11 protein-coding genes are annotated in these 12905 nt (G+C 71.2%); 5 read left to right on the forward strand and 6 right to left on the reverse strand.

Features of this window, described 5'->3' with window-relative positions; all coding sequences use genetic code 11:
- Positions 1-4 precede the first annotated feature (4 nt).
- Positions 5-364, reverse strand: a complete 360-nt coding sequence (locus ACTWJ9_RS19900) for a VOC family protein (protein WP_202280613.1) — start codon at positions 362-364, stop codon at positions 5-7.
- Between the two features lie 127 nt (positions 365-491).
- On the opposite strand from ACTWJ9_RS19900, the gene ACTWJ9_RS19905 reads away from it, so the two are divergent.
- Positions 492-1007 carry a CGNR zinc finger domain-containing protein gene (locus ACTWJ9_RS19905; protein WP_387037148.1) on the forward strand — a complete coding sequence of 172 codons (516 nt, stop codon included), beginning with the start codon at positions 492-494 and terminating at the stop codon, positions 1005-1007.
- A 120-nt stretch (positions 1008-1127) separates the two neighbouring features.
- On the opposite strand, the gene ACTWJ9_RS19910 is transcribed toward ACTWJ9_RS19905, so the two are convergent.
- The gene (locus tag ACTWJ9_RS19910) at positions 1128-2471 is read right to left on the reverse strand and encodes a UDP-glucose dehydrogenase family protein (RefSeq protein WP_279335595.1); all 1344 of its coding nucleotides are present in this window, start codon (positions 2469-2471) and stop codon (positions 1128-1130) included.
- 206 nt (positions 2472-2677) lie between these two features.
- Here ACTWJ9_RS19910 and ACTWJ9_RS19915 point away from each other — a divergent pair, with 206 nt between their 5' ends.
- A complete protein-coding gene (locus tag ACTWJ9_RS19915) occupies positions 2678-3835 on the forward strand; it encodes an acyl-CoA dehydrogenase (protein ID WP_279335596.1) in 1158 nt (385 codons plus the stop codon).
- A 97-nt stretch (positions 3836-3932) separates the two neighbouring features.
- The gene (locus ACTWJ9_RS19920) at positions 3933-4298 is read left to right on the forward strand and encodes a four-helix bundle copper-binding protein (protein WP_279335597.1); all 366 of its coding nucleotides are present in this window, start codon (positions 3933-3935) and stop codon (positions 4296-4298) included.
- 69 nt (positions 4299-4367) lie between these two features.
- Here the strand turns inward: ACTWJ9_RS19920 and ACTWJ9_RS19925 are convergent, their stop codons facing one another.
- Entirely contained in the window at positions 4368-5651 is a 1284-nt protein-coding gene (locus ACTWJ9_RS19925) for an LCP family protein (protein WP_443294521.1), read from the reverse strand.
- A 117-nt stretch (positions 5652-5768) separates the two neighbouring features.
- On the opposite strand from ACTWJ9_RS19925, the gene ACTWJ9_RS19930 reads away from it, so the two are divergent.
- Positions 5769-6326, forward strand: a complete 558-nt coding sequence (locus ACTWJ9_RS19930; RefSeq protein WP_279335599.1) for an acyl-CoA thioesterase — start codon at positions 5769-5771, stop codon at positions 6324-6326.
- Between the two features lie 234 nt (positions 6327-6560).
- Here the strand turns inward: ACTWJ9_RS19930 and ACTWJ9_RS19935 are convergent, their stop codons facing one another.
- The gene (locus tag ACTWJ9_RS19935) at positions 6561-8063 is read right to left on the reverse strand and encodes an LCP family protein (RefSeq protein WP_443295901.1); all 1503 of its coding nucleotides are present in this window, start codon (positions 8061-8063) and stop codon (positions 6561-6563) included.
- 160 nt (positions 8064-8223) lie between these two features.
- On the opposite strand from ACTWJ9_RS19935, the gene ACTWJ9_RS19940 reads away from it, so the two are divergent.
- Entirely contained in the window at positions 8224-9261 is a 1038-nt protein-coding gene (locus ACTWJ9_RS19940) for a glycosyltransferase family 2 protein (protein WP_279335601.1), read from the forward strand.
- A 70-nt stretch (positions 9262-9331) separates the two neighbouring features.
- On the opposite strand, the gene ACTWJ9_RS19945 is transcribed toward ACTWJ9_RS19940, so the two are convergent.
- Complete coding sequence (locus ACTWJ9_RS19945) at positions 9332-10963, reverse strand: LCP family protein (RefSeq protein WP_387037159.1); 1632 nt, start codon at positions 10961-10963, stop codon at positions 9332-9334.
- A gap of 153 nt (positions 10964-11116) precedes the next feature.
- On the reverse strand, positions 11117-12841 hold the full coding sequence (locus tag ACTWJ9_RS19950) for an LCP family protein (protein WP_443294522.1): 1725 nt from the start codon (positions 12839-12841) through the stop codon (positions 11117-11119).
- Positions 12842-12905 lie beyond the last annotated feature (64 nt).

Here is a 12905-nt window from a genome sequence, read left to right on the forward strand (position 1 = left end):
CGGTTCAGCAGGCGCACAGGCAGAACGGGTGCCCCGCCGGGTCCGCGTAGACCCGGAAGGTCCGCGAGCGGTCCTCCGTCTCCAGCGGCTTCGCGCCGAGCGCCAGTACCTCCTTCTCCGCGGCGTCCAGGTCCTCGACGGTCAGGTCCAGGTGGAACTGCTGCGAGTGGTCGGGCGCCGGCCAGCGGGGCGGTACGTGTCCGGGGGCCGCCTGGAACGCGAGGGTGGGTCCGCCGGGCACCCGGAGGTCCACCCAGTCGCCCTCGTCCACGATCGTGCCGCCCACCACCTCGGCGTAGAAACCGGCCAGCGCACGCGGATCGGGGCAGTCCAGGACGACGGCGCCCACCTTGGCAACGGACATGACTTCCTCCTCGAATCCCTCGGTTACCCGTACATGCGGGTAGCCGGTAACCGTTACTCCATGCTGGCGCACAAGGGGTAACGTCGCAAGGGGAAACGCACGGGAACGCGAAAGGTACCGTCCGGACATGAGTGAGAGATCGGCTGCGCCCGGTGGACTGGTCCTGGTCGAGGGCCTCGTCAACACGCTCGACCTGGAGACGGGCGCCGACGCGCTGGACACGGCGGACGGCCGCGCCCGCTTCGGGCTCGCGGAGGGCGACGCGGCGGGCGTCGAGGCGGCCCGCGGGCTGCGCGAGGCGCTGCGCGCGGTCCTGCTCGCCCACGCCGGCCATCCGCCGCACCGCGAGGTCGTCCCGCTCGGCGCGCTGCTCGCGCGCGCCCCGCTGGTGGTCACCGTCGACCCGGCGGACGGCTCCGCCGCCCTCGCCCCCGTCGACGAGGGGCCCCTGCTCTCCCGGGTCGCGGCGGCGGTGGCGGAAGCGGTCACGGCGGGCACCTGGACCAGGCTGAAGGCCTGCGAGGCCGCCGACTGCCACTGGGCGTACTACGACCGCAGTCCCGCCGGGCGCGGCCGCTGGTGCTCCATGCAGGTGTGCGGGGCCCGCGCCAAGATGCGCCGCTACCGCGCGAAGGGGGCCTGAAGGGGAGCCCGTGGGGCCGATGGGCCCCACGGGCCCCGCCCGGCCCACCCCGTGGTGCAGAATGCAGGGGACGCCGGTTCGGCCGACTGAGCCTCGGCCGAACCGGCGTCATCCGTTCCGTCAGGCGGTGGGGCGGCCCATCGCGCGGTAGCGCCAGCCGGCCCGGCGCCAGGCTTCGGCGTCCAGGGCGTTGCGCCCGTCGAGGACCAGCCGCTGGGCCGCGACCTCGCCCAGCACCGCCGGGTCCAGCTCGCGGAACTCCCGCCACTCCGTCAGGTGCAGCACCACGTCGGCACCGCGCACCGCCTCGAGCGCCGAGTCCGCGTATCCCAGGGTGGGGAAGAGGCGCCGGGCGTTGTCCATGCCCTTCGGGTCGTACACGGTGACCTGGCCGCCCTGGAGGTGTATCTGGCCGGCGACGTTCAGCGCCGGCGAGTCCCGTACGTCGTCCGAGTCCGGCTTGAAGGTGGCGCCCAGCACCGCGACCCGCTTGCCCAGGAACGCCCCGCCGCCCAGCTCCTGCAAAGCCAGCTCCACCATCCGGCCGCGCTGGCGCATGTTGATCGAGTCGATCTCCCGCAGGAAGGTCAGCGCCTGGTCCGCGCCCAGCTCACCGGCGCGCGCCATGAACGCCCGGATGTCCTTCGGCAGGCACCCACCGCCGAAACCGATGCCGGCCCGCAGGAACTTCGGGCCGATCCGGTCGTCGTACCCGATGGCCTCCGCCAGCCTGGCCACGTCGCCGCCGGTGGCCTCGCACAGCTCGGCCATGGCGTTGATGAACGAGATCTTGGTGGCCAGGAAGGAGTTCGCGGAGGTCTTCACCAGCTCCGCGGTCGGGAAGTCGGTCGCCACGAACGGGGTGCCCTCGCCGACCGGTGTGGCGTACACCTCCCGCAGCAGCTTCTCCGCCCGCTCGCTGCGCACGCCCGCCACGATCCGGTCCGGGTGCAGCGTGTCCTGGACGGCGAAGCCCTCGCGCAGGAACTCCGGGTTCCAGGCCAGCTCGGCGTCCGCGCCGGCCGGGGCGTGCTCGGCCAGGTAGGCGGCCAGCCGGTCGGCGGAGCCCACCGGCACGGTCGACTTGCCGACGACCAGCACCGGGCCGGTCAGGTGCGGGGCCAGCGAGGCGAACGCGGAGTCGACGTACGACATGTCACAGGCGTACTCGCCGTGCCGCTGCGGAGTGTTCACGCAGACGAAGTGGACGTCGCCGAACGCCCCGGCCTCGGCCCAGTCCATGGTGAACCGCAGCCTGCCGGTGGACCCCTCGATCCCCGCCACATGCCGGCGCAGCAGCTCCTCCAGCCCCGGCTCGTACATCGGGACCTCGCCCCGCCGGAGCATCTCGATCTTCTCCGGCACGACGTCGAGGCCCAGTACCTCGAACCCGAGCTCCGCCATGGCCGCGGCGTGTGTCGCACCGAGGTAACCGGTGCCGATCACGGTGATCCTGAGGGCCATGCGTGCTCCAAGGGGTATACGGCAGGTGGTGCGGGCCTGAGCATAACCGGGGGCGGTGAGCGCGCCGCAGCGGGCGATCCGGTCGTTGTCGGCAAACTCACGTACGTCCGTGCGGGCGGGAGTTCTACTATGGGAGTTACTTAACGGTAGTTAGCATCATCAGAGCGTCGCCTTCGTCGCCCTCGTCGTCTTTGGAGTGAGAGACCTTGGCCGGATCGGCTGATTTCGACCTGTACCGCCCGTCCGAGGAGCACGACATGCTCCGTGACGCCGTCCGCTCGCTGGCCGAGGCGAAGATCGCGCCGTACGCCGCCGCGGTGGACGAGGAGGCCCGTTTCCCGCAGGAGGCGCTCGACGCGCTCCGCGCCAACGACCTGCACGCCGTCCACGTGCCCGAGGAGTACGGCGGCGCGGGCGCCGACGCGCTCGCCACCGTCATCGTGATCGAGGAGGTGGCCCGCGTCTGCGCGTCCTCCTCGCTCATCCCCGCCGTGAACAAGCTCGGCTCCCTCCCGGTGATCCTCTCCGGTTCCGAGGCGCTGAAGAAGAAGTACCTGGCCCCGCTCGCCCAGGGCGACGGCATGTTCTCGTACTGCCTCTCCGAGCCGGACGCCGGCTCCGACGCGGCCGGAATGAAGACCAAGGCGGTCCGCGACGGCGACACCTACGTCCTGAGCGGCGTGAAGCGCTGGATCACCAACGCCGGTGAGTCCGAGTACTACACGGTCATGGCCGTCACCGACCCCACCCGGCGCTCCAAGGGCATCTCCGCCTTCGTCGTCGAGAAGTCCGACGAGGGCGTCTCCTTCGGCGCCCCGGAGAGGAAGCTCGGCATCAAGGGCTCGCCCACCCGCGAGGTCTACCTCGACAACGTCCGCATCCCCGCCGACCGGATGATCGGCGAGGAGGGCACCGGCTTCGCCACGGCGATGAAGACCCTCGACCACACCCGCATCACCATCGCCGCCCAGGCCCTCGGCATAGCCCAGGGCGCCCTCGACTACGCCAAGGGCTACGTCAAGGAGCGCAAGCAGTTCGGCAAGCCGATCGCCGACTTCCAGGGCGTGCAGTTCATGCTCGCCGACATGGCCATGAAGATCGAGGCCGCCCGCCAGCTCACCTACGCGGCGGCCGCCAAGTCCGAGCGCGGCGATGCGGACCTCACCTTCCAGGGCGCCGCCGCCAAGTGCTTCGCCTCCGACGTCGCCATGGAGGTCACCACGGACGCCGTCCAGCTCCTCGGCGGCTACGGCTACACCCGCGACTACCCGGTCGAGCGCATGATGCGCGACGCGAAGATCACGCAGATCTACGAGGGCACGAACCAGGTCCAGCGGATCGTGATGGCCCGCAACCTGCCGTGACGGCGGGGTGCGCCCCTCCTGTGGTGCTCATGGGGCGGCAGGCGTAGGACGGAAGGGCGGGGGTGCACTCCGGCCCTCGCCGCCCCCGGGAGGAATCATGACCCAGCAGTCTGCCGCCGCGACCCCGATGAGCAAGGAGATGCAGGACTGCGTCAACGCGTGCATGTCCTGCCACAGCATCTGCGAGGAGACCATGAGCTCCTGTCTGCAGATGACCGACCAGGCCCCCACGCGGATCATGCGGGCCCTCATGGACTGCTCCGAGATGACCCGCATGTGCGCCGACATGATGATGCGCCGCTCGCCGCTCGCCACCGAGATGTGCGCGATGTGCGCCAAGGCCTGTGACCTGAGCGCCGAGGCGTGCATGTCCATGCCGGACGACGAGCGGATGACGCGCTGCGCGGAGTCCTGCCGCCGTTGTGCCGAGTCCTGCCGCGCCATGGCGGGCGCCACGATGTGACACCGCCGTCCGACACGGCCGAGGGCACCGTTCGCCGGTGTCCTCGGCCGTGTCGGTCCGTCCTGAGGGTCAGTCGCCCTTGACGGTGACCTTCTCGTCGTTGTTCAGCTGGGTCACCAACTGCTTGACCTTCGCCTTGTCCCAGAGCAGGTTGCTGCCGGAGGAACCCGCGAGGGGCATGTTCATCGAGGTGCCGTCGCCGCCGCTGACGCCCTTCATCGCCCAGAACATGCCGGCCAGGTCGAACAGGCCCATCTCCTCGTCGACGATCAGGGAGTCCAGGCCCGCGCCCATGGTCGGGTACAGCCTGAACGGGTTCAGGACCGTGCTCGGCGTCGCCACCTGGCTCGAGAGGGCGGAGAGGAACTTCTGCTGGTTCTTCGTGCGGTCCAGGTCGGAGCCGGCCAGCGCGTACCGGGTGCGGACGAAGGCGAGGGCCTCCTCGCCGTTCAGGGTCTGCTTGCCCTTCTTGAAGTCGGCGCCGGACTTGGTGTCCTTGATGTCCTGCGGGATGTCCATCTCCACGCCGCCGACCGCGTCCACGATGTTCGCGAAGCCGGCGAAGCCGATCTCGACGTAGTGGTCGATGTGCAGACCCGTGTTGAACTCGACCGTGCGGACCAGGAGTTCGGGACCGTCCTCCGCGTACGCGGCGTTCAGCTTCACCTGCCGGCCCGTGCCCTGGAACGTCTTGCCGGACTCGGAGCCCTTGAAGGTGGGTATCTCCACGTTCGAGTCGCGGGGCAGCGAGATCAGGGTGGGACCGTTGCTGCCGGTGTGCAGGATCATCATCGAGTCCGTGCGCTTGCCCTCGGCGGACCCGGTGCGCAGCTTCTTCTTCTGCTCGTCGGTCAGCCCGGCCCGGCTGTCGGAGCCGACGATCAGGTAGTTGGTGCCCTCGCCCGCCTCCGGCCGGTCGATGACGATGGACAGGTCGACCTCGCGGTTCAGCTTGGAGTCGGCCCAGAAGTAGGTGCCGACGGTCGTCACGACCAGCAGCGTCGCGACCGTGATCGACGTCAGCTTGATGCGGCGGCGCCAGTCCGGCGCGGGACCGTGCGCGTAACGGCCGTCGTCGCCCGGTCCGCCGTAGCCGCCCCCGGCGGGGGACCCGTAGACCTGGCCGGTGTTGTAGTCGCTCGCATAGTCACTGTGACCGCCGTGCCCGCGGCCGTCCACGTACGACGGCTGCTGCGGCACTCCGCCGCCGTACGCCCCCTGGCCGGGCGGGACCGCCGGACCGCGACGGACCTGCCGCATGACGCGGGCGCTCTCGGGCCGCGCGTTCCCGCTTCCGCGTCCGTAGCGGGCGCCGCGGTCGTCCTGAGGCCATGCCTCGGGCCAGTTAGTCATGCGCAACAGTGTGCAGGTCCGGGCCGCGCGCCGTCATGGCCACCGGAAAATAGCAGCAGCACCGTTGCCAAGCTGACACAAACTTCCCGGATGCGGCCACGGCATAAGGTGGAGGTCATGACAGATCAGGCTCCAGCCGCACCCGTGGAGAGTCCCGACATCCCGGGCAAGCCCATCGCGGCGTCGCGGACGACCCTCAGCCACATCATGACCCACAACGACACCAACCTGCTGGGTACGGTGCACGGCGGCGTGATCATGAAACTGGTCGACGACGCGGCGGGCGCGGTCGCCGGCCGCCACTCCGGAGGGCCCGCCGTCACCGCCTCCATGGACGAGATGGCCTTCCTGGAGCCGGTCCGGGTCGGCGACCTGGTCCATGTGAAGGCACAGGTCAACTGGGCCGGCCGGACGTCCATGGAGATCGGCGTGCGGGTCCTGGCCGAGCGCTGGAACGAGTCCACCCCGGCCACTCAAGTCGGCTCCGCCTACCTCGTCTTCGCGGCCGTCGACGCCGACGGCAAGCCGCGCCGGGTGCCGCCGGTGATACCGGAGACCGAGCGGGACCGGCGCCGCGGCCAGGAGGCCCAGATCCGCCGCACCCACCGCCTGGCCCGCCGCCGCGCCATCATGGAACTGCGCGAGAAGCGGGCGGCGGACGGGATCGAGGACTGACCCGGCCGATCCGACTGATCCGGTTGACCCGGCCGATCCGGCCGAGCCCCCGTCCCGGCTGATCCGGCCGAGCTCCCCGTCCCGTGCGGAAGGGCCGTGCGCATCCCCGCCGCGCACCTGCGTCGCGGGCTTCCGTCACGCACCTGCGTCGCGGGCTTCCGTCACGCACCTGCGTCGCGGGCTTCCGTCACGCACCTGCGTCGCGGGCTTCCGTCACGCACCTGCGTCGCGGGCCTACGAGCACTCCACCTCGTCGCCCCGCACCACTCCGAACTCGTCCTTCCCGGGGTCCTCGGCCCGGACCTTGCGGACCTTCTCGAAGTCGCTGCCGGCGATCACCTTCAGGGTGGCGCCCTGGCCCTTCACCGCGCGCAGTTCACTGCCCGGCAGGGCGGCGGCGAGGGACTTCGCGGAGCGGTCCCAGCGGGGGTCGTGGGCGACGACGGTCCGCCGTACGGAGTGGTCCGCCGCGTTGGCGGGGGCGCGGGTGGTGTTGAAGCCGGTCGCCGCGAGGGCCGCGTCCACGCGGCGGCCGAGGCCCTGGATCCCGGTGCCGTTCTCGACCTGGACGCGGATCTGCCGGGGGTCCACCGGGACGCGCAGCGCCGCGTCGGGCGAGGAGTGCGTGGAGAGCGGCTTGTCCTCGCGCAGCGCCTCGAAGATGCGCTGCGACTTCTCGGGGTGCCACTTCAGGGCCGAGCCGAGGCCCTTGACCGTGATTCCCGTCCTCGCGAGCGGCACGGTGGTGAACTCGGAGGAGGAGGGCGAGAAGTTCCGCATCGCCCGCCCCAGGTCCAGCAGTTCGTCGGTGCCGAAGCCCTTGTCGGCGCGGACCGAACCGAGCACCGCGCGCGTCACGTCCCGGAACTTCATCGGGTTCAGCAGCATCCCGGAGGACGTGGCCCGGTCCACCAGCGCCGCCATGAAGCGCTGCTGGCGTTTCATCCGGCCGAGGTCGGAGGCGCCGTCGACATGCCGGGCGCGTACGTACCGCAGGGCCTCGCCGCCCCGCAGGGTGTGCCGGCCGGCGGGCAGGTCGAGGCCGGTGTGGCTGTCCTTCAGCGGTTCGGTGGTGCACAGTTCGACGCCGCCGACCACGTCGACGGTCTTCATGAAGCTGGTGAAATCGAGCTCCAGGTAGTGGTCGATCTTCACCCGGGTCATCTTCTCCACCGTGCGCACGGTCAGCTGCGGCCCGCCCTCCGCGTACGCCGCGTTCAGCTTGACGGGGTGCCCCTCGTGCTCCTCGCCGCTCACCCGGTCGGTGTGCGGGGGCGTCATGGCGTACGAGTCGCGCGGCAGGCTGACGACGCTGGCCCGCTCCCGGTCCTCCGAGATGTGCACGATCATGACGGTGTCGGTGCAGTTGCAGGGCGCCCCGCCGAGCCGGTACTTCCGCCGCTCCTCCGTGCCGATCTTCTCGCGGCCGTCCGTGCCGACGAGCAGGATGTTCATGCCGTGGCCGGCCTCGGGGCGGTTCTTCATGTCCCGGAACGGGTCGACCCGGTCGATTCCCGAGTCGAGGCTGGTGACCACCGCGTGCCCGATGCCGGCGGAGGCGAGCACCACGACCGACAGGGTGGTCACCGCCCGCATGCCCCAGCGAGGTCTCCGGCGTCCCGCCGGTCTCGGACCGCCCCGGCCGGGCGGTCGCGGGCGGCGCTGCGGCTCGGTGCGGGGACGGGGGCGCGGGCGCGGGCGGGGACGAGGGTGAGGAGACGGCGGCTGCGGGGGCAACAGGGAGACACCTCCGGACGGGGGCCGGACGAGGGCCGCGGCTCCGTACGGGGCCGTGCCCGGGATCTTGAGCACCGTAGGCCGATACGATCTGCGGCCCGGCGCAGCCGCACCCGGCGCGCGCACCGCTGTCCCCCGTTCGCGGTAACGTGAGGCCCCTATGAACGCCAATCCCGACGTGCGGCACCCCGCCGTTTCCGTGATCATGCCCGTCCTCAACGAGGAAAGGTATCTGCGTGGCGCCGTCCACGCGATCCTCGCCCAGGAGTACGCCGGCGAGATGGAGGTCGTGATCGCCCTCGGTCCGTCCACGGACCGCACGGACGAGATCGCCGCCGAACTCGTGGCCGAGGACCCGCGGGTGCGTACCGTGCCCAACCCGACCGGCCGCACCCCGGCCGCCCTCAACGCGGCGATCAAGGCCTCGCGCCATCCGATCGTGGTCCGCGTCGACGGGCACGGGATGCTCTCGCCGGGCTACATCACCACCGCGGTACGCCTCCTGGAGGAGACCGGCGCGCAGAACGTCGGCGGCATCATGCACGCCGAGGGGGAGAACGACTGGGAGCACGCGGTCGCCGCCGCGATGACCTCGCGGATAGGCGTCGGCAACGCGGCCTTCCACACCGGCGGCACGGCGGGTCCCGCCGAGACCGTCTACCTCGGGGTGTTCCGGCGCGAGGCGCTGGAGCGGCAGGGCGGCTACAACGTCGAGTTCATCCGCGCCCAGGACTGGGAGCTGAACTTCCGTATCCGCGAGGCCGGCGGGCTGATCTGGTTCTCGCCGGAGCTGAAGGTGTCGTACCGGCCGCGGCCGAGCGTGCGGGCGCTGGCCAAGCAGTACAAGGACTACGGCCGGTGGCGGCACGTCGTCGCCCGCTACCACTCCGGCTCCATCAACCTGCGGTATCTGGCCCCGCCGGCCGCGGTGTGCGCGATCGCGGCCGGAGCCGTGGTGGGCGCGGCGCTCACGCCGTGGGGCCTCGTGGTGCCCGGCGGGTACCTCGCGGCGATCGTGCTGGGTTCCGTACCCGCCGGCAAGGGGTTGCCGCTGAAGGCGCGGCTGCGGATACCGGTGGCGCTGGGCACCATGCACATGTCGTGGGGCTGGGGCTTCCTGACCAGCCCGCGCTCGCTCGCGAAGAAGGTCATCGCCTCCCGGCGGCCCGCGGTCCACGCGGACGCCCCGGCCGCCTGACCCGTCTGCCCCGCGGACACCACGGGCCCCCTTCCCGGACTCGGGAAGGAGGCCCGTGGTGTCCGCGGTGTCAGGACCAGGTGAAGGCCGGGTTGACCTTCATGCAGGCCGTGTCGTCCGCGCCGTTGAGGGCCTCGGCCGACTCGGGGGTGGTGTCGTCCTGTTCGGGGGCCTCGTACGTCGTCCCCTCACGCCAGTCGGCGCCCACGACGAGCGTGACTCCGGAGACGTCGGTGGACCGCTGCACCGAACTCGCCGGAATCCCCAGGGCCTCGGCGACGCGGTGCGCGTCGCCCTCCAGGTCGGCGCTCGGGTACCGCACCGTCGTCCGCTCCCTGCTGAGGGAGCCGGCGGTGCCGGCGAACGCACCGGTGAAGCCCGTCTCCCGCAGGATCCCGGTCACGGCGCTCGCGCGGCCGGACGCCGCGGCCAGGGCGTCGGTGCGGGTGCCGTTGACGACCTGGACCGCGATCTCGGCGTCGGGGGCGGCCGGTTCGGTGGACGTGGCCTCCTTCGCCGCTTCCGCGGCCCGCGCCGACTTCTGGTCCCTGCCGTCCAGCGCGATGTCCTCACGGACCAGCCGGAAGAGCTGCTCGGCGTCCTCGGTCGGCTCCACCCGGGCGCCCACGTACCGGTTCGGCATCGTGGTCATGGTGACGCGCTCCGGCTTCACCTTGCGCAGCTCGTCGCTGAGGTCGTAGAGCTTCTTGACGGTGTCGAGGCCGGGGTCGACGGTGAGCGCCCGGGTGGCCTCCTCGGCCAGCCTGCGCAGCTTGTTGGGGCTGCTCAGGGTGGCGTTCTCGCGCAGCTCGCGGACCAGTGAGTTCATGTACATGTGCTGGGCCTTGGCGCGGGCGAGGTCACTGCCGTCCTCGAAGCCGTAGCGCGTACGCAGCCACTGCAGGGCCTGCTCGCCCTTGACGGGGTGGGTGCCCTCGCTCAGCTTCAGCCCGGAGCCGTGGCCCTTGCTGTCGCGGGAGAGGATGTTGGCGTCCACGCACACCGGGACGCCGCCGACGGCGTCCGCCATGGAGACCACGCCGGCGAAGTCGACCATGACGAAGTGGTCGATGTGGATGCCGGTGAGCTCCTGCCAAGTGGCCACGGTGCAGCCCGGACCGCCGTGCCCGAGGCTCTGGTTGGTCATGACCCGCCCCTTGCTCGCCTCGTACACGGTCCCGTCCTCGGGGTCGGTGCACTTGGGGATCTGGACGAGGGTGTCGCGGGGCATGCTGATCACGGACATGTTGGTCCGGTCGGCGGACAGGTGCAGCAGCATCTGCACATCGGCCAGCGGTGTCGCGCCGAACGTCTCGCGGGCGCCGCCGAGTTTCTGGTTCTCCTCGCTGTCCCGGGCGTCGGAGCCGATCAGCAGGATGTTCAGCGGGGTCTGTCCGGCGGCGTTCGGCGTCGGCTGGGCGACCTTGTTGTCGCCCAGGTTCAGCGGGTTCTGCTTGATGTTGTCGTTCAGGTGCCGGTAGTAGACGTAGCCGGCCCCGGCCGAGCCGACGAGGAGCAACGCCAGGACCGCCGCGAACCACTTGAGCATCCGGCGCCGCGGGCGGTGGCCGCCGTCCGCACCGGACGCCGGTATGTCCCCGCCGTCGTTGTCGGACGCCTTGTCGGACGGGCCGTCGGCCGCGCCGCCGTCCGGTTCACGCCGGTCGTCGCGGAGTGTCCTCCGCGCGGCGCTCTGCGTCACTGCCGCCGTCCTCCCCACCCTGGAAACTCCTCGCGTCATGGAACAAGGCCCGTCCTGCGTTGTGTTAGACGCACGACGGGCCCTTCAGTTGCACGCGGAACGCAACCGATTCAACAACTTTTGGCCAGGGTTCCGCATGTGCTCGGCTGAATGTCAGCTCGCGCACTGCACCTTGTCGGCCGTGGACTTCTCCACGTCCAAAGCCCCTGCCGCGGAGCCGTCGAGCCGGGCCCCGGCGTCCGTGAAGTCCTCGCCGAGGGTCAGCGTCATCGCGGGCAGACCCTGGGAGTTGGTGGCGCTCTCGCCGGGTTTCATCCCGGATCCGGACAGGCCGAGGATGTCGGCGAGGCGGCGGGCCTGGTCGGCCTGGTCGGGCGCGTACTCGAGGGTGGTCCTCTTCAGCGTCTTCGGGGCGTTGCCGGCGTTCTCCGACTTGCTGACGCCCTCCTCGAGCTGGAGCCGGTTGAGCATCTGCTGGGCGCTGCCCGACGGGGCACCGCCGTTGAAGACCTGCACCCGGACCTCGGAGGCCTCCGCCTTGGGGCCCTTGAGGCGGGCGGCGACGGCGGTCTTCTTCTCCTTCTTCTGCCGCTTGACCTCGGTCAGCGACACGTCGTTCGCGATCGCCGCGAAGAGCGGGGGTGCCTTGGCCTCGTCGAGGACGACGGTCGCCTTCACCGTCTCCGCGGGGTTGTCCCGCACCGGCACCGTGGTGAAGGAGATGTTCTTCGTCGGTACCTTCTTCAGCTCCAGGGCGACGTCCTTGAGCGTGCTCACCTTGCCGATACCGGTGTCCACGGTCAGCGCCTCGGTGGCGGCCTCGGCCAGCTTCAGCAGCCTGGTGGGGCTGGTGAGGGTGTCGCCGGAGGACATCTTGCGCATCAGCGAGGCCAGGAAGTGCTGCTGCACCTTGATCCGGTCGAGGTCGCCCTCGTTGCCGAAGCTGTGCCGGGTACGGACGAAGGCGAGGGCGTCCTCGCCCGCCACCGTCGACTCGCCCGCCGGCAGCCTCAGCTTCGACTGCCTGTCGTCGACCGCGTGCTGCAGGCACACCTTGACGCCGTCGACCGCCGTGGTGAGGGTCTTGACCGCGTTGAAGTCGGCCATCATGAAATGGTCGACGGGGATGCCGGTGGCCTCCTCCACGGTGCGCATCGTGCAGCCCGGGTCCCGGCCGCCCTCGCCCAGGCTGCGGTTGAACCGGGCGCCCTGCAGCCCCGGGATCACCTTCCGGGTCCCGTCCTCCAGCGTGGTGGGGCAGTCGGGGATGTCGACGATGAGGTCGCGCGGGATGCTCAGAGCGGTGGCGTTGGTGCGGTCCTGGGAGACGTGCAGCAGGATCGTGGTGTCGGCGTGCCCGACGCTGTTCTTGTCGCCGTATCCCTCGTTGCCCGCGCCGGTGCGCTTGTCGGTGCCGAGGACCAGGATGCTGAAGGCCTCGTCCTTGCTGAAGTCGCCCGAGCCCGCGTCACCGACGTCGGTCGTGTGGACGTTGCCCTCGAGGTGCTTCAGATAGACGTAGCCGGCCGTTCCGGTGGCGAGCACCACGAACGCCATCGCCCCGCCCGCCCACAGCAGGGCCTTCCTCGTCCTCGGCCTGCGCTGGGGCGGCCGGTTGCCGCGCCGTCCGGGCGGCACCTCGGGGGCATCGCGCCGCCGCGGCGGCGGGACCTCACGGCCGGGAGCCCGGACACGGCCGGACACTGCGGCGTCGGCGCCGGCGTTGACGGGGTGGTGGCCGCTGCGGCGGGGGCCCGGGAGGGGTGACTGCGGTGCGGAGGAGCCCAGCCGCAGTTCGTACTCACCGGTGGCCGGGTTGATTATCCATTGGTCTGCGGGGTCGACATCGTCCGCCCGCCCACGGCTCTGCGCGTCCACGCTCGTCCGAATCCTCCGTCCGGGCCACGCGGCGCCCTCCCCTCCAGAGGGTGTCCGCGCGTAC

This window comes from Streptomyces sp. GDS52 (assembly GCF_052246875.1).
Taxonomy (GTDB): Bacteria; Actinomycetota; Actinomycetes; order Streptomycetales; family Streptomycetaceae; genus Streptomyces; species Streptomyces cathayae.

Coding starts and splice junctions, on each gene's coding strand:
- ACTWJ9_RS19900 (WP_202280613.1), bottom strand. CDS start 364: ATGTCCGTTGCCAAGGTGGGCGCCGTCGTCCTGGACTGCCCCGATCCG.
- ACTWJ9_RS19905 (WP_387037148.1), top strand. CDS start 492: ATGAGTGAGAGATCGGCTGCGCCCGGTGGACTGGTCCTGGTCGAGGGC.
- ACTWJ9_RS19910 (WP_279335595.1), bottom strand. CDS start 2,471: ATGGCCCTCAGGATCACCGTGATCGGCACCGGTTACCTCGGTGCGACA.
- ACTWJ9_RS19920 (WP_279335597.1), top strand. CDS start 3,933: ATGACCCAGCAGTCTGCCGCCGCGACCCCGATGAGCAAGGAGATGCAG.
- ACTWJ9_RS19925 (WP_443294521.1), bottom strand. CDS start 5,651: ATGACTAACTGGCCCGAGGCATGGCCTCAGGACGACCGCGGCGCCCGC.
- ACTWJ9_RS19930 (WP_279335599.1), top strand. CDS start 5,769: ATGACAGATCAGGCTCCAGCCGCACCCGTGGAGAGTCCCGACATCCCG.
- ACTWJ9_RS19940 (WP_279335601.1), top strand. CDS start 8,224: ATGAACGCCAATCCCGACGTGCGGCACCCCGCCGTTTCCGTGATCATG.